Origin of the sequence: Amycolatopsis solani, assembly GCF_033441515.1 — a bacterium.
Classification (GTDB): Bacteria; Actinomycetota; Actinomycetes; order Mycobacteriales; family Pseudonocardiaceae; genus Amycolatopsis; species Amycolatopsis solani.
The window spans coordinates 379,657-395,415 of the sequence record NZ_JAWQJT010000004.1 but is presented as its reverse complement, the minus strand read 5'-3'; the positions used below and the strand labels follow the sequence as shown (position 1 = coordinate 395,415).

At 72.7% G+C, this 15,759-nt stretch carries 15 protein-coding genes; 8 read left to right on the top strand and 7 right to left on the bottom strand.

The features are described from left to right. Positions 1–38: 38 nt before the first annotated feature. The 3 genes from SD460_RS45970 to SD460_RS45960 form a co-directional block, all read right to left on the bottom strand. Positions 39–1,028, bottom strand: a complete 990-nt coding sequence (locus SD460_RS45970; protein ID WP_290050145.1) for a hypothetical protein — start codon at positions 1,026–1,028, stop codon at positions 39–41. A 92-nt stretch (positions 1,029–1,120) separates the two neighbouring features. After that, positions 1,121–2,740 (bottom strand): thiamine pyrophosphate-binding protein, encoded by a 1,620-nt coding sequence (locus SD460_RS45965; protein WP_318307762.1) that lies wholly within the window; start codon positions 2,738–2,740, stop codon positions 1,121–1,123. Next, on the bottom strand, positions 2,737–3,510 hold the full coding sequence (locus tag SD460_RS45960; RefSeq protein ID WP_290050139.1) for a cyclase family protein: 774 nt from the start codon (positions 3,508–3,510) through the stop codon (positions 2,737–2,739). The genes SD460_RS45965 and SD460_RS45960 overlap by 4 nt, the downstream gene beginning before the upstream one ends. A 117-nt stretch (positions 3,511–3,627) precedes the next feature. Here SD460_RS45960 and SD460_RS45955 point away from each other — a divergent pair, with 117 nt between their 5' ends. The 4 genes from SD460_RS45955 (at position 3,628) to SD460_RS45940 (ending at position 8,962) form a co-directional block, all read left to right on the top strand. Then, a complete protein-coding gene (locus SD460_RS45955; RefSeq protein WP_290050138.1) occupies positions 3,628–4,017 on the top strand; it encodes a GntR family transcriptional regulator in 390 nt (129 codons plus the stop codon). A 196-nt stretch (positions 4,018–4,213) separates the two neighbouring features. After that, complete coding sequence (locus tag SD460_RS45950) at positions 4,214–5,059, top strand: ABC transporter ATP-binding protein (RefSeq protein ID WP_290050136.1); 846 nt, start codon at positions 4,214–4,216, stop codon at positions 5,057–5,059. Continuing rightward, positions 5,056–6,015 carry an ABC transporter permease gene (locus SD460_RS45945; RefSeq protein ID WP_290050134.1) on the top strand — a complete coding sequence of 320 codons (960 nt, stop codon included), beginning with the start codon at positions 5,056–5,058 and terminating at the stop codon, positions 6,013–6,015. The genes SD460_RS45950 and SD460_RS45945 overlap by 4 nt, the downstream gene beginning before the upstream one ends. A 94-nt stretch (positions 6,016–6,109) precedes the next feature. Next, positions 6,110–8,962: an RICIN domain-containing protein gene (locus SD460_RS45940; protein WP_318307761.1), complete on the top strand. Its 2,853-nt coding sequence runs from the start codon at positions 6,110–6,112 to the stop codon at positions 8,960–8,962. On the opposite strand, the gene SD460_RS45935 is transcribed toward SD460_RS45940, so the two are convergent. Together SD460_RS45935 and SD460_RS45930 are read right to left on the bottom strand one after the other, a co-directional pair. Beyond that, entirely contained in the window at positions 8,959–9,804 is an 846-nt protein-coding gene (locus SD460_RS45935) for an SAM-dependent methyltransferase (protein ID WP_290050129.1), read from the bottom strand. The genes SD460_RS45940 and SD460_RS45935 overlap by 4 nt on opposite strands. 77 nt (positions 9,805–9,881) lie before the next feature. Further along, entirely contained in the window at positions 9,882–10,076 is a 195-nt protein-coding gene (locus SD460_RS45930) for a hypothetical protein (RefSeq protein ID WP_290050128.1), read from the bottom strand. 198 nt (positions 10,077–10,274) lie between these two features. On the opposite strand from SD460_RS45930, the gene SD460_RS45925 reads away from it, so the two are divergent. Together SD460_RS45925 and SD460_RS45920 are read left to right on the top strand one after the other, a co-directional pair. Next, complete coding sequence (locus tag SD460_RS45925; RefSeq protein ID WP_290050127.1) at positions 10,275–11,003, top strand: sugar phosphate isomerase/epimerase family protein; 729 nt, start codon at positions 10,275–10,277, stop codon at positions 11,001–11,003. Further along, a complete protein-coding gene (locus SD460_RS45920; protein ID WP_318307760.1) occupies positions 11,000–12,100 on the top strand; it encodes a Gfo/Idh/MocA family protein in 1,101 nt (366 codons plus the stop codon). Before SD460_RS45925 ends, SD460_RS45920 begins: the two co-directional genes overlap by 4 nt. On the opposite strand, the gene SD460_RS45915 is transcribed toward SD460_RS45920, so the two are convergent. Further along, positions 12,097–12,684, bottom strand: a complete 588-nt coding sequence (locus SD460_RS45915) for a TetR/AcrR family transcriptional regulator (protein ID WP_290050124.1) — start codon at positions 12,682–12,684, stop codon at positions 12,097–12,099. The genes SD460_RS45920 and SD460_RS45915 overlap by 4 nt on opposite strands. A gap of 123 nt (positions 12,685–12,807) precedes the next feature. Between SD460_RS45915 and SD460_RS45910 the strand changes: the two genes are divergently transcribed. Further along, entirely contained in the window at positions 12,808–13,590 is a 783-nt protein-coding gene (locus SD460_RS45910) for a DeoR/GlpR family DNA-binding transcription regulator (RefSeq protein ID WP_290050122.1), read from the top strand. Next, a complete protein-coding gene (locus SD460_RS45905; RefSeq protein ID WP_290050121.1) occupies positions 13,587–14,780 on the top strand; it encodes an MFS transporter in 1,194 nt (397 codons plus the stop codon). Before SD460_RS45910 ends, SD460_RS45905 begins: the two co-directional genes overlap by 4 nt. On the opposite strand, the gene SD460_RS45900 is transcribed toward SD460_RS45905, so the two are convergent. After that, on the bottom strand, positions 14,777–15,751 hold the full coding sequence (locus SD460_RS45900) for a cation diffusion facilitator family transporter (RefSeq protein WP_318307759.1): 975 nt from the start codon (positions 15,749–15,751) through the stop codon (positions 14,777–14,779). The genes SD460_RS45905 and SD460_RS45900 overlap by 4 nt on opposite strands. Positions 15,752–15,759 lie beyond the last annotated feature (8 nt).

Sequence of the window (15,759 nt, the reverse complement as noted above, 5' to 3'; positions counted from 1 at the left end):
TTAGAACCCGAACAAACACTCACGAGCCCCGCGCGAGACTAGCCGTGCAGCAGGACTCCGGACGTGCGCTCCCGCTGGAAGAAGAACTCCGGCCACTCGATCCCGTCCGGCGGGGCCTGGATCGCGGCCGCCCGCCGGCGCAGTTCGGTGAGATAGTCGTTGTCCAGGATCGCGCGGGCCGACAGCGGTTCGCGCAGCAGCGTGTCCGCCGGGCCCTCGTACAGGTACGCGTCCACGCCGGGGTATCCCCGCGTGCCCGGCGGGTACTCCCGGTTCAGCGGGAAGTACGTCGTCTCGAGGCCGCCGAGCCAGGAACCCTGCACCGGTACCAAAGCGGGCCACGAACCCAGCCGCTGCTCGAGCCGGGCATTGTCCACAGTGAACCCGCGGTGATCCGCGACGACGTACGCCGCACCGGGGTGGGCGCGCTCCAGGCGGGCGACCGCGCCGCTGCCGCCGTCGTGCGTCAGGTGGCCGAGGCCGAACAGCATCAGGACCTTCCGGTGCTTCTGCAGCACCTGGGTCTCCACCACCGAGGCGATCGTCGTGTCGCGGTCCAGGAACGGCTCCAGGTCGGCCGGCGCCTGGACGCGGCTCCAGTCCACCGGTGGATCGCACGCCAGCACCCGGATCTTCCGCGCGGCGGGCAGCGTCGTGTTGACCTGCCGCACCAGCGCGAAAAGCTGCTCGTAGAACGTCGAGAACCCGCAGCTCGGCTGGGTCGTGTCGCGCCAGACGCGGCTGACGTCCGGGACGTCACCCCCGGCGATGTAGTCGTCCAGCAACGGCTGCAGCAGCGAATTCCCGCACTCCACGGCGATGTCGTTCACGCGGCCGGGGAAGCGCGGGTCGCGGACGAGGTCGAAGACGAACGGCCCGACGTCCGGGCTGGACTTCGCGACGATCGCGTGGTCGTCGAACGCGGCGAGCAACGCGCCCGCGGGATCGGCGGGCGGGCGGGACTGGCCCGCGTCCGCCGGCGCGGCGAACAGGGTGACGGCCGCCAGTACGGCCAGGAAGAGGCGCATCAAGGGCTCCATGACTAGTTCCCCCACTGTCTTACGACTGTAAGACAACTCGGCCAGCATTCAGGCCGGCCCTGGCACTTGTCAAGGCCGGGTCAGTGCCGGAACGCCTCCGCGAGCCACCACGAACCGCCGTCGTCGGCGATCTTCGCGTCGATCACCAGCGGCGTGGTCCGCGGCCCGTTCAGCCACTCGCGCACCGCGAACAGGTCCTCGGCCGACCGGACCGTCACGCCGGTGCAGCCGAAACCGCGGCCGATGGCGGCGACGTCGGAGTCGGGGAAGCGGACCGTCGTCATGTCGGCGTCGCCGAAGTGGTGGACCTCCGCGCCGTAGGCGGCGTCGTGGTAGACGATCACCACCAGCGGCAGCCCCAGCCGGACCGCGGTGTCCAGTTCGGACAGTGCCATGTGGAACCCGCCGTCGCCGGTGCCGAGCACCGGCAGGCGGTCCGGGCGGGCGAGCGCCGCGCCGATCGCGGTGCCCAAGCCGAGCCCGATGCTCTGGAACGCCTGCGTGAAGCAGAACCCCTGCTCGTCGGGCACCGAGAGGTACGCGCTCGGGTAACCCATGAAGTTGCCCGAATCGATCGAGACGATCCGCTCCGCGGGCAGCAGCTCGTCGAGCAGCTTGCTCAGCGTCCGCGCGTCGATGCGCCCGCCGTGGGACAGGTCCTCGTGCTCGACGTCGTTCCAGCGCCCGGTCGCGATCCGGGCGGCGACCTCTTCGGTGCGGTACCCCTGGCTCTCCTTCGCCACGGCCAGCACCTCCGCCGCGGTGCCCGCGACATCGCCGACGACGCCGAGGTCGACCGGCCGGTGCGCGCCGAGGGCCGCCTGCTCGACGTCGACCTGGACGAGCTTCGCGTGCGGGCTCAGCAGCTTGCCGTGCCGGGTGGTCCACGTGTTCAGCGCGCAGCCCCAGCCGACGACGAGGTCGGCGCCGAGGATCAGCTCGGCGGCCGTCGGCGACGCGAAGCCGCCCGAGATGCCCATCGCGAACGGGTCGCCGTGGAACAGCCCGTGCGCGACGGCGGACGTCGCCAGCAGCGCGCCGCACCGCGAAGCCAGTTCCCGCAACGGTTCCCGGCTGCCGCGGGCGCCGCGGCCGGCGATGAACACCGGGCGTTCGGCGGCCGCGAGCAGGTCCGCGAACGCGGCCACCGAAGCGGGATCGGGCCGCAGCGCCGCGGGACCCGGGATCGGCGGCAGCGCGGGCATCAAGGGCGCGGCCTCGGCCTGGACGTCGAGCGGGAGGTTCAGCACGACCGTCCGCCGCTGCTGGCGCGCGGTCCGGAAGGCGCGCACGGTGTCGGCGACCGCGCTCGCCGCCGAGTGCACGCGCTCCGGCACCGCGCCGACCGCCGCGGCGAGGCCGTCCTGGTCGACGCGGAAGTTGGACAGCACCGACGCACCCGCGGAGTCGGCGGTGAGCACGAGCATCGGCGTCCGGCTCTTGGCGGCTTCGGTGATGCCGGTCATGGCGTTGGTCAGCCCGCAGCCCTGGTGCAGCGACAGCACCGACACCTTCCCGCTCATCCGGGCGTAGGCGTCGGCCATGCTCGCCGCGCCGCCCTCGTGGCGGGCGGCGACGAACCGGACGCCGCCCGCGCGCAGCGCGTTGGTCACCTCGAAGTTGCCGCTGCCCACCACGCCGAACGCCGTGCCCACGCCGAGGCCGGCGAGGGTCCGGCCGACGAGTTCGGCGACGTTCACCGCTCCACCAGCGCGAGCACGCGGGCCGGGCTGCCGGAGCCGCCGACGATCGGCAGCGGCGAGACCACCAGCACCGTCCCGGTCGGCGGCAGCGCCGCCAGGTTCTGCAGCTGCGTCAGACCGTGCTTGCCCGCGCCGAGCAGGAGTTCGTGGCACGGGAACATCGGCTCTAGGGCGGGCGCCTGCCCGGCGTCGGTCCCGACGGTCTCGACGCCGAGCCCGGTGATCGGCGTCTCCTCGGCGAGCCACCGCGCGCACTCGGGCGAGACGCCGGGGGAGTGCGCGCCGGACTCGTCGGCGTTGAGGAACCGCTCCTGGTCGTCGCTTCGCGCGTCCCAGCCGGTGCGGTAGAGCAGCCAGCCGCCGTCGGGGAGCGGGCCGTGCTCGGCCGTCCAGGCGCGGACGTCGTCGATCGAGAGCAGGAAGTCCGGGTCCTGGGCCGCCCGCGCGGAGAAGTCGAGGACGACCGCGGGCGCGACGAGCGTCTTCAGCGGCACCCGCGAGACGTCGTGACCGTCCTTTCCGGACACCCAGTGCACGGGCGCGTCGAGGTGGGTGCCGGTGTGCTCGCCGGTGTGGATGTCGTTCCAGTACCAGCGCGGCCCGCGCTCGTCGTAGCGGCTGATCTCCTCGAGCCGGAACGGGATGGTGTTGGCGAACGGCTCCGGCAGCCGCAGGATCGGCGTGCTCGAGCTCAGGGGCGCGGTCAGGTCGACGATCTCGACCGCCCCCGAGGTGATCGCCTTGCTCAGCGCGTCCAACAACGCCATGCCTGCCTCCCGGTGCCGGTGTGCCTTCCGATCGAGACCCTATGCCCGCGGGCACCACCTTGACAGCGCCGCGCTTCCCGGTGTTGTCTTACTGGTGTAGGACAGTAGGAGGTCCCGGTGATCGAGTTCGTCCTGGACGGCCGTTCCCGGGTCGCCACGTACATGCAACTCGTCGTGCAGGTGAAGCAGGCGCTGCGGGTCGGCCTGCTGCGCCCCGGCGACCAGCTGCCGAAGGTCCGCGAGGTCGCGCAGGAGCTGGCGATCAACCCGAACACGGTGCTCAAGGCCTACCGCGAGCTGGTCCTGGAGGGCCTGGCCGAAGGACGGCCGGGGGTGGGCACGTTCGTCACCGGCGACCTGGCCGGCCCGTCGCTGGGCGCCCAGGCGAACCTGCGCGACGAGCTGCTGGCCTGGCTCGAGCGCGCCGACGCGGCGGGCATGACGCCGGACGACATCGCGGCGCTGATCGAGACGACCATGCGCGGAACAGCGGTACCGCGCGGGTAGCGGGGGATGAACTGGTGATCGCGACGACGGTGCGCGCCACGCCGGTTGCCGTGCGGGGCAAGCGCCCCAATGTGGCGTTGGGTGCGTCAGACGCACCGAACGCCACATTGGGTGCGCTGGACGCACCCAATGCCACATTGGGGCGCATTTCTGGCCGGCGATGAACACTGGACGCGCGAAACTAGGGGAGCCGGAGATGGAGCTGGCGGTCGAAACCCGCGGGCTGGGCAAGCGGTACCGCCGCACCTGGGCCCTGCGCGACTGCGACCTGGCCGTGCCGGCCGGGCGGATCGTCGCGCTCGTCGGGCCGAACGGTGCGGGCAAGACCACCCTCCTGCACCTGGCCGCCGGGCTGCTGCGGCCGGATTCGGGCGAGGTGCGCGTGTTCGGGCAGCCGCCCGCCGCCGCGCTCGCGGAAATCGGCTTCGTCGCCCAGGACACCCCGCTCTACCGGGACTTCACCGCGGCCGAGCTGATCACCATGGGCGGCAAGCTGAACCGCCGCTGGGACGCCGCGGCGGCGCGGGAGCGGCTCGGCAGCGTGCCGCTGGACCGCCCCGCAGGCAAGCTCTCTGGCGGGCAGCGCGCGCAGGTCGCGCTGGCGCTCGCACTGGCCAAACGGCCGCGGCTCCTGCTGCTCGACGAGCCCATCGCGAGCCTGGACCCGCTGGCCCGCCGCGAGTTCCTGCGGACGCTCATGGGCGCGGTGGCCGAGCACGGGACCACCGTGCTGCTCTCGTCGCACCTGCTGACCGACCTCGAACGCACCTGCGATCACCTGGTCGTCCTCCAGGACGCCCGCGTCCGGCTGGCCGGTCCGGTCGACGACCTGCTCGACGCGCACCGCACGGTCGTCGGCCCGCGGGCGGGCAGCGACGAGATCGCGGGCGTCGCGCAGGTCGTGCGCGCCCACCACACCGAACGCCAGGTGACGCTGCTGGTGCGCCGCACCGGCCCGATCGATCCACTGTGGACAGAACACGAAGTGGGACTGGAAGACCTGGTGCTCGGGCACCTCGGCGCGGCGGAGGTGCCCGCGTGATCTGGCTGACCTGGCGCCGCCACCGCAAGCCCGCGTTGTTCGCGGTCGCCGTGCTCGGCCTGCTCGCGGCGGTCATGGTGCCGACCGGGCTGGCGATGCGCGCGAAGTTCGGCGACTTCGGCCTCGGGACGTGCCGCGAGGCGCTCGGGACCGCGTCGATGATCACGCAGACCGAAGCGGTGGCGCGGTGCGAAAGCCTCGGCCACCAGTTCCAGCGGGAGTTCGGGAACCTGCAGTTCGTCGCCGTCCTCTTCGTGGTCCTGCCCGCGCTGGTCGGCGTGTTCTTCGGCGCGCCGCTGGTGGCCCGCGAGGTCGAGCAGGGCACCCACCGTCTGGTGTGGACACAGGGCGTGAGCCGGGTGCGGTGGGCGCTCACCACCTTCGGCATGACCGGCGCGATCACGGCGGTTTTGGCGACCGGGTACGCGCTGGGTGTGTCGTGGTGGTTCGAGCCGCTGGTCACCGCGAGCACCGGCCGGCTCGCGTTCCTCGCGTTCGACGTCCAGGGGATCGTGCCGGTCGCGTACACGCTTTTCGCGCTGGCACTGGGAATCTTCGCGGGGACGTACTGGCGGCGCGTGGTGCCGGCGATGGCGCTCGCGCTGGCCGGGTACGCGGTCGTCCGGATCGCGGTCGAGGTCCTCGCCCGGCCCGGCTACCTGCCTGCTCAGGTGCGGACGTTCTCCCCGACCGGCACGCAGACCCCGAACCCGGCGTCGGGCGACTGGATCCTGACGCAGAACGTCCGCGTCGACGGGCAGGTGGTGCTCCCGAAGGCCCAGCTCGGCCCGTGCCCGCCCGGGCAGTGCGCGGCCGAACCGGGCACGACCAACTGGCTGGAATTCCAGCCGGGCGACCGGTTCTGGACGTTCCAGGCCATCGAAACCGGCATTTTCGTGCTGCTGACGGCGGCACTGGTCTGTTTCGCGATCCGCCGCATCCGCACCATCGCCTGAGCCTCGGCACCGACGTTCGGCGGATTTACAACGTTGTATCAACCGGGTAAGACTGTTTTTACAACGTTGTAACGACGAGCGGAGGCTGGTACCCGTGTCGCTGAGCCGCAGGCAGTTCGTCACCGGAGCCGTCGCCGCGACCCTGCTGACCGGGGTGAACCCGCCGAACGCCGCCGCCGCGCTCCGCGTCCGGACGGTGGCACCCGCGCGGGGCGGCCTCTACGCGCCCAACGCGGCGCCCCTGCAGCCCACCGCCTTCCTCAAGCTGCCGCCCGGCGCGGTCACCGCCCGCGGCTGGCTCGCCGGGCAGCTGCGGCTCCAGCTCGACGGCCTCTGCGGGCACTACGCCGAGACCTCGCACTTCCTCGATTTCACGACCAGCGGCTGGGTTCACCCGGAGCGCGGCGGCTGGGAGGAGGTGCCCTACTGGCTGCGCGGCTACGTCGACCTCGCGGCCGTCACCGGGGACGCCACCGCGAAGGCCACCGCCGGCCAGTGGATCGACGCCATCCTCGCCACGCAGCAGTCCGACGGCTTCTTCGGCCCCACGGCGTTGCGCACCGCGCTCAACAACGGCCCCGACTTCTGGCCGTACCTGCCGTTGCTGCAGGCGCTGCGGTCCTGGCAGGAGTACACCGGCGACCCGCGGATCGTCCCCTTCCTCACCCGCTTCCTCCGCTACATGAACGCCCAGGGCAAGAGCGCGTTCGACTCCAGCTGGGTGTCCGTCCGCTGGGGCGACGGCCTGGACAGCGTGTTCTGGCTGTTCAACCGCACCGGCGACACCTTCCTGCTCGACCTCGCCGACAAGATCCACAGCTTCGGCGCGAGCTGGGTCGACAACCTTCCGAGCCTGCACAACGTCAACATCGCCCAGGGCTTCCGCGAACCCGCCCAGTACGCGCTGCGGTCCGGCAACGCGAGCCTGACCCAGGCCACCTACGCCGGCTACGACACCGTGATGGCCACCTACGGCCAGTTTCCGGGTGGCGGCTTCGCCGGCGACGAGAACGCCCGGCCCGGCTTCGGCGACCCGCGGCAGGGCTTCGAGACCTGCGGGATCGTCGAGTTCATGGCGAGCCACCAGCTGCTCACCCGGCTGACCGGCGACCCCGTGTGGGCCGACCGCTGCGAGGACCTGGCCTTCAACTCGCTGCCCGCGTCGCTCGACCCGGACGGGCGCGCGGTGCACTACATCACCAGCGCGAACAGCGTCGACCTCGACAACGTGCCCAAGAGCGAAGGCCAGTTCCAGAACGGCTTCGCGATGCAGGCCTACCTGCCGGGTGTCGACCAGTACCGCTGCTGCCCGCACAACTACGGCATGGGCTGGCCGTACTTCACCGAAGAACTCTGGCTCGCCACCCCGGACAACGGGCTGGCCGCGGCGATGTTCTCGGCCAGCAGCGTCACCGCGAAGGTCGGCGACGGCACCGCCGTGACGATCACCGAAGACACCACCTACCCGTTCTCCGAGCAGGTCACCTTCACGGTCCGGACGCCGAAGCGGCTGGCGTTCCCGCTCTACTTCCGGATCCCGGCCTGGTGCGCGGCGCCGCGGCTCACGGTCGCGGGCGCGGCGGTCACGGCCCCGGCCGGGCCGGCGTTCGCCAAGGTCGACCGCACCTGGGCGGACGGTGACGTCGTCACGCTCACGCTGCCGCAGCGCACGACCCTGCGGACGTGGCAGGCGAACCACGGTTCGGTGTCCGTCGACCACGGCCCGCTGACGTACTCGCTGAAGATCGGCGAAAGCTACGAGCGGCTGGGCGGCACCGCGCAGTTCCCCGAATACGCGGTGCACGCGACGACGCCGTGGAACTACGGGCTGGCCCCGGACGCGGCGCTGACGTTCGCCGCGACCGGCGGGACGCTGCCGTCGAACCCGTTCACGCCGGACACGGCACCGGTCAAGATCACCGCGTCCGCGCGGAAGATCGCCGAGTGGACCGCGGACGACCAGGACGTCGTCACGCCGCTGCAGGCGTCACCGGCTCGCAGCGCGGCCCCGGTGGAGACGGTCACGCTGATCCCGATGGGCGCGGCGCGGCTGCGGATCACGGCGTTCCCGACCGCCACGCCGGACGGGACCCCGTGGGTGGCCGGCGGCGGGGGAGCGGGGATCCGGATCGTGAACCGCAACTCCGGCAAGGTGCTCGGCGTCGATCAGATGTCCACTGCGGACAGTGCGCGGGTGGTGCAGTTCGCCGACAACGGCACCGACGACCACGTCTGGCACCTGGTGGCGAACGGCGACGGCTGGTACCGCATCCGCAACCACCACTCGGGCAAGGTGCTGGGCGTGGACCGGATGTCCACCGCGGACAGCGCGATCGTCGTGCAGTTCGCCGACAACGGCACCGCGGACCACCTCTGGCAGCTGGTGGACAACGGCGACGGCTGGTGGCGCCTGAAGAACCGCAACTCCGGCAAGGTGCTCGGCGTCGCGGGCATGTCGACCGCGGACAGCGCGCAGGTGGTGCAGTTCGCCGACTCCGGGACGGCCGATCACCTGTGGCGGCTGGTGCCCGACGGGCGGGTGCGGATCGAGAACCGCAATTCGGGCAAGGTGCTCGGCGTCGATCAGATGTCCACTGCGGACAGTGCGCGGGTGGTGCAGTTCGCCGACAACGGCACCGCGGATCACCTGTGGACGTTCGAACCCACGGCGGCCGGCTGGTACCTGATCCGCAACGTCAACTCGGGCAAGGTGCTGGGGGTCGACCGGATGTCCACCGCGGACAGCGCGATCGTCGTCCAGTTCACCGACAACGGCTCACCCGACCACGAGTGGCGCCTGCGCGACGACGGCAGCGGCTGGTTCCGGATCGTGAACCGCAACTCGGGCAAGGTGCTCGGCGTGGACCGGATGTCCACTGCGGACAGTGCGCAGGTGGTGCAGTTCGGCGACACCGGGACCGCCGATCACCGGTGGCGGCTGCGTTAGCGCTTGACGCCGACGATCCCGGCCACGCACTGCGCCGAACCGGACAGCGGCGTGAGGCGGGGGCCGTCCGGCCACCACTGGTCGCACACGGCCAGCCCCGGCTCCGAAGTCGCGTTGGGCTGGACGAACTCGAGCCCCGGCAGCATGGCTTCGATCTCGGCGCGGGTGCGGAACCGGCCGGCGCCGAGCGGGCCCTGGACCAGGATCTGCTCGATGCGCTTGGCGATCTCGGTCAGCTCCGGCACCTCGGGGTCGAAGAAGTGCGACAGCACGACGAACGAACCCGGGGCGAGCGCGTCGATGTACTCGCGCATGACGTCGACGGCGCCGTCGCCCTCGAAGTGGTGCATCGTGCCGACGTGCAGCAGCGCGACCGGCTCGGAGAAGTCGATGTACCGCAGCACGTCCTCGTTCGCGAGCACCGCTTCCGGCTTGAAGATGTCCGCGTCGACCATGTGCGTGAAGTCGTTCTCGACGAGCAGCGCGCGGCCGTGCGCGAGGACCACCGGGTCGTTGTCGACGTAGACGACCGTGTGGTCCTTGTCGATGCGCTGGACGATCTGGTGCGTGTTCTCCGCTGTCGGCAGGCCGGAGCCGCAGTCGAGGAACTGCCGGATCCCGGTCTGGTTCGCCAGCATCCGCAGCGCGCGGTTGTGGAACCCGCGGTTGCCGCGGGCGATGTCGACCGCTTCGGGGACCGCCGTGCGGATCTTCTCCATGACCACGCGGTCGACCTCGTAGTAGTTGTTGCCGCCGAGGAACCCGTCGTAGATCCGCGCGATGCTCGGCCGGTCGGGATCGACTCCCACCGGCTTCTGGCTCGGCGACAGGGTTTCGGACATGGCGACCTCGCAGGACTTCGGCCGGTGGCTGTGCGCCACCCAGCGTAGTAGGTCGCGTCCGGGCAGTGAAGCCGAGGTCAGCCGCTCGGGCGTAGCCGCTGGTCCGGGATGTCGTCGCGGGCGCGCTCGGTGCGTTCCCGGCGCAGCCGTTCGAGGTGCTGGTCGATCCGGCGGTCGAGGTCGAGCGCGGCCTCGGACAGTTCCGTCAGGTCGCGACGGGACCCCGGGTGGCCGATCGCCCCCGTGTCCACTTCGTCCCCTGCCCTGTCCACTGCCGGTACCTCCCGCGTCGGTTCGTTCCGCCCGCTCACCGGCGTTACTGCCCCAACGGCGGCTTGCCAAAACAAGGACTGTGGTGACGTCCGGCACGCCGTGCCGCCGTCCGGTGGACCGGGTGCCGATTTTCTGGTGTCAATTCTGACCAGGTGGTAGAAATTGAGCAGAGCCCACCGCGACTTCAGGAGCTGGGGATGAGCGACCTTTCCGTGCAGCTTTACTCGGTCCGCGACGCCTTCGCGGCCGATCCCGCCGACACCCTGCGGCGGCTCGCCGCGATCGGCTTCACGCAGGTGGAGCCCTACGGGGTCGTCGAAAACGCCGACGCGCTGCGGGCCGGGCTGCCCGCCAACGGCCTGACCGCGCCGACCGCGCACGCCCGCCTGCTCGGCGCCGACCAGGCGGCCGTCTTCGCCGCGGCCGCCGAGCTGGGCATCGGCCTGGTGATCGACCCGCTGGTCAAGCCCGAGCAGTGGCAGGACCCGGCCGACATCGCCGCGACGGCGGAGGCGCTCAACGCCGCCGCCAAGCTCGCGGCCGAGCACGGCGTCCGCGTCGGCTACCACAACCACTGGTGGGAGCTGGAGTCCCGGATCGGCGGCCGCAGCGCGTTCGAAGTCCTCGCCGACCAGCTCGACCCGGCCGTCGCGCTGGAGGTCGACACCTACTGGGCCACCGCGGGCGGCGAGGACGCCCCGGCCCTGCTGCGACGCCTCGGCGACCGGGTCCGCGCGATCCACGTCAAGGACGGCGGCCTCGCCACCGACGCCACCGGCCAGGTCCCCGCCGGCCAGGGCCGGGTGCCGATCGCCGAGGTGCTGGCCGCCGCGCCGGACGCCCTGCGCGTGATCGAGTTCGACGCCTACGACGGCGACCTCTTCGAGGCCGTCGCCGCCAGCCACGCGTTCCTGGCCGGCCGGTGACCGGCGGGCCGGTCGGCGTCGGGTTCGTCGGCGCCGGCGTCATCAGCGGCACCTACCTCGAAAACCTCACGAGCTTCCCGGACGTCCGCGTGCTGCGGATCGCCGACCTCGACACCGAGCGCGCGGCGGCCCGCGCGGCCGAGTACGGCGTGCCCCGGTCGGGCACGGTCGCGGAGCTGCTCGACGACCCGGACGTCGAGCTCGTGGTCAACCTGACCGTCCCGGTCGCGCACGTCGAGGTCGGGCTGGCCGCCCTCGAAGCGGGCAAGCACGTCTGGGCGGAGAAACCCCTCGCGCTGGACCGGCAGACCGGCCGCAAGCTCCTCGATCGCGCACGGGAGAAGAACCTGCGCGTCGCCAGCGCGCCCGACACCGTGCTCGGCGCCGGGCTGCAGACCGCGCGCCAGGCCCTCGACGGCGGCCGCATCGGCCGTCCCCTGACCGCGCTGGCGCTGTTCCAGGTGGCGGGCCCGGAACTGTGGCACCCGGCACCGGAGTTCTACTACCAGCCGGGCGGCGGGCCGCTGCTCGACATGGGCCCGTACTACCTGACGGCGCTGGTGCACCTGCTCGGCCCGGTCCGGCGCGTCACCGGCGCCGGCGGGCGGGCGCGCGACACCCGCGTCGTCGGGTCCGGGCCGCGCGCGGGGACGGAGTTCCCGGTGCTGGTGCCGACGACGGTCACCGCGCTCGTCGAGTTCGAGCGCGGGTCCGCCCAGCTGGTGCTGAGCTTCGACTCGGCGCTCAAGCGGGCCGGGGTGGTCGAGCTGACCGGCACGCTCGGCACCGCCGTCCTGCCCGACCCCAACCGGTTCGACGGCTCGACCGTGCTGCACCTGATCGGGCACGACGAACCCGAAGAGCTCGCGCCGTCCGGGCACCCGGCGTCACGCGGGACCGGGGCGCTGGAGCTGGCACGGGCGATCCGGGCCGGCGTCCCCGAACGCGCGTCCGGCGAGCTGGCCTACCACGTGCTCGACGCGATGCTGTCGATCGAGGAGTCCTTGACGCGCGGGCAGACCGTCGAAGTCGCGAGCACGGTCGAGGTCCCGCCGGCACTGCCACCGGGCTGGGACCCGTACGCGAAGACCCTCTAGAACGGGACGGTGAGCAGGTTCCGCAGGTAGAAGCGCAGCGAGCCGACCAGGTCCACGTCGCCGGGCACGGTCAGCCACTGCACCTGGAGGCCGTCCATCAGCGCGATGAACGTCAGCGCGGCCAGCGCGGGTTCGGCGCCCGCCCGCAGCTGGCCGCGCGCCGCGAGGACCTCGAACGACTCGTGCACGCTGGCGCGGGCGGCCCGGTAGTGGCGCTGGAAGTAGTCGTGCGCGGGGTGGTCCGGCGCGACCGCTTCGGCCGCCAGCCGGGAGTAGAGGTCGACGATCCCGGGGTGGCGGACGTTGTGCTCGGCGAGGGCGACGAAGTGGCGCAGGACTTCGAGCCCGGCCGGCACCTGCAGCTGCTCGCGCTCGGAGTCGTCGGCGTCCCGGCGTTCGAGCACGGCGGCGAGCAGGGCTTCCTTGGTGGGGAAGTGGTAGAGGAGGCCGGCGTGCGAGATGCCGACGCGCTTGGCGATCTCGCGCAGGGACGAGCCGTGGTAGCCGAGTTCGCCGTACGCCGCGGCGGCCGCCGTGATGATGTCCTCGCGGCGGATCCGGCCCTTCAGGTAGCCCCCGGTCACGGGGTCACGGTGGTCTCGGCGGCGTGCACGGCACCATCATGCCGCAGCGCTCTTTCGCACAAAAGACGTGAGCGTCCGAACAAATCGGTTGTGCGAATGCGCAGGGGTTGCGACCATCGCGGGGTGAAGAGCGCGGAACGGCAGCAGGTGATCGTGGCGCGGCTGCGCGACGCCGACCAGGTGGGTGTCGCCGAGCTGGCCGCGGCGACCGGCGCGTCGGAAATGACCGTGCGCCGTGACCTGGACAACTTGGCTTCGCGCGGCGTGCTGCGCCGGGTGCACGGCGGCGCGGTCCCGGCGTCGCCGTCCGGCGTCGAGCCGCCGTTCGCGGCCCGCGCCACGGCGGCCGTCGCGGCGAAGCGGGCCATCGCGGCCGCGGCGGCGGAGCTGATCCGCGACGGCGAGACGGTCGTCCTCGACAGCGGCACGACGGCGCTGGAACTGGCGCGCCTGCTGCGCGACCGGCCGGTGACGGTGATGCCGCTGTCCCTGCACGCGGCTCGCGAACTGGCCGACGCGCCCGACGTCCGTCTGCTGCTGCCCGGCGGCGAACCGCGGCCGGGGGAGCAGGCGCTGGTCGGCCCGCTGACGCTGGCTTCGCTGCGGGCGCTGCGGTTCGACGTGGCGGTGCTGAGCCCCTGCGCGTTCGGCCTCGACGAGGGGCTGACGGCCTTCGACCTCGCCGACGCGGAAGTCAAGCGGCAGGCACTGGCGGTGTCGGCGCGGGCGATCGTGCTCGCCGACGGCGCCAAGTGGGGCCGCGCCGCCCTCGCCCACGTCTGCCCCGCCGAGCGCCCGGACGTCGTGATCACCGACCCGGGCGCCCCCGAAGACCAGCGCGCGGCGCTGACCGAACGCGGCGTGCTGGTGCACGTCGCCGTCCCCACCACCACGGAGAGCCGATGACGACCGCCCCGCCCCGCCCGCGTGCCGCCCGGTTCGCGACCTTCATGTTCTTCGGCGTCAACGGGTTCGGGATGGGCATGTGGGTGGTGCACATCCCGAACGTCGAGCGCGCGACCGGCATCTCGCACAGCACCCTGGGCGCGCTGCTGCTGGTGCTCGGGGGCGCCGCCTTCGCCGGCATGCAGGTGGCCGGCCCGCTCGTCGACAAGCTCGGCCACCGGCGGCTCGTGCCGGCCGCGGGGGTGTTCCTCGGCCTCGCGCTCTGCGCGCCCGGGTTCGCGGACTCCTGGTGGACGCTCGGTCTCGGCCTCGCGCTGTTCGGGTTCGGCAACGGCGCCATCGACGTCGGGATGAACGCGCACGCGGTCGTGGTCGAGCGCGCCTACCCGCGTCCGATCATGGCGGCCTTCCACGCGATGTGGTCGATCGGCGGCGCGATCGCCGCGGTCATCGGCGCCGCGACGCTCGGCGCGGGCGTGCCCACCGGCGTCACGCTCACCGGCACCGGCCTGCTGTGCGTCGTGCTTTCCCTGGTGTCCGCGCGGTTCCTGATGGAGCCGTCCGACGCGCCCGCCGCCGTTTCGGCGGAGCCGGAAGCCGCGCCGGCCCGCCGCCGCACCCCGGGCCGCGTGGTCTGGCTGCTCGGCCTGCTGGCGCTCGCGCTGATGCTGTCCGAGGGCGTGGCGAACGACTGGGCCGCGCTGCACATGGAAAAGGTGCTCGGCACGTCGGCCTCGACGGCGGCGTTCGCGTACGGCGCCTTCGCGGTGGCGATGACGACCGGCCGGTTCCTCACCGACCGCGTCGCGGCCTGGGCGGGCCCGGCGGCGATCGTCCGCTACGGCGCCGCGCTCGCCGCGGTGGGCCTGACGATCGCCGCGGCGGCCCCGTGGGTGCCGGTGTCCCTGGTCGGCTGGGCGCTGTTCGGCCTCGGCCTCTCGGGCGGCGTCCCGCAGCTGTTCACGGCGGCGGGCAACCTCGACACCCGCGCGTCCGGCGCGCTGATGGCCCGGGTGGTCGGCCTCGGCTACGTCGGCCTCCTGGCCGGCCCGGCGGTGATCGGCGGCTTGACCCATTGGCTGCCGCTGAACGTGACGTTCGCGCTGCCGGTGATCCTGTGCGTGCTGGCGGCGTTGTTCGCCGGGGTACTCAGCCCGAAGCCCGAACCGGCGGAGCAGCCCGTCGCCTAGTGGGCGACGGCCTCGTGCGCCCGGTCCGCTCCCGCGCTCGGTTCGGTGTGGACGACCACCGCGGTCAGCCGCGGGATCGTGTGCACCAGCCGGTGTTCCACCCGGTGCGCGAGCGCGTGGGCGGCCTCGACGGTCAGGTCCGCCGCCACCGTCACCGCCAGTTCGGCGCGCAGGTGGTGGCCGATCCACCGCATCCGCAGGTCCCGGGCGCCGAGCACGCCCTCGACGTCGAGAGCGGTGCGTTCGGCCAGCTCGACCGACGCCGGGTCGACGGCGTCGAGCAGCCGCCGGAACACCTCCTTCGCCGCGTCGCGCAGGACGAACAGGATCGCGACGGTGATCCCGAGCCCGACGATCGGGTCCGCGATCGGGACCCCGAGCGCGACGCCGGCCGCGCCCGCGACGACCGCGAGCGAGGTGAAGCCGTCCGTGCGCGCGTGCAGCCCGTCGGCGACCAGTGCGGCGGACCCGATCTCGCGCCCGACCTTGATCCGGTAGCGCGCGACGAGCTCGTTGCCGGCGAACCCGACCACCCCGGCCGCGGCGACCACCCACGGGTGCGCGACCGGCGCGGGGTGCAGCAGCCGCACGACGGATTCGTACCCGGCGATGGCCGCGGAAGCGGCGACGACCAGCACGACCACTACGCCGGCCAGGTCCTCGGCCCGCCCGAGGCCGTAGGTGTAGCGCCGGGTCGCGGCCCGGCGCCCGAGCAGGAACGCGATGCCGAGCGGCACGGCGGTCAGCGCGTCGGCGAAGTTGTGGATGGTGTCGCCGAGCAGCGCCACCGACCCGGTGACCAGCACGAGCCCGAGCTGCGCGACGGCGGTGACGAACAGCGCGACGAAGGACCACACGAGCGTGCGCACCCCGCGCCGGCTCGTCTCGAGAGCGTGGTCGAGGCGGTCGGTGCTGTCGTGGCTGTGCGGGCGCCACCGCGAATGGCGGTGGCCGTGGCCATGTCCGGTCATGGTCTGAG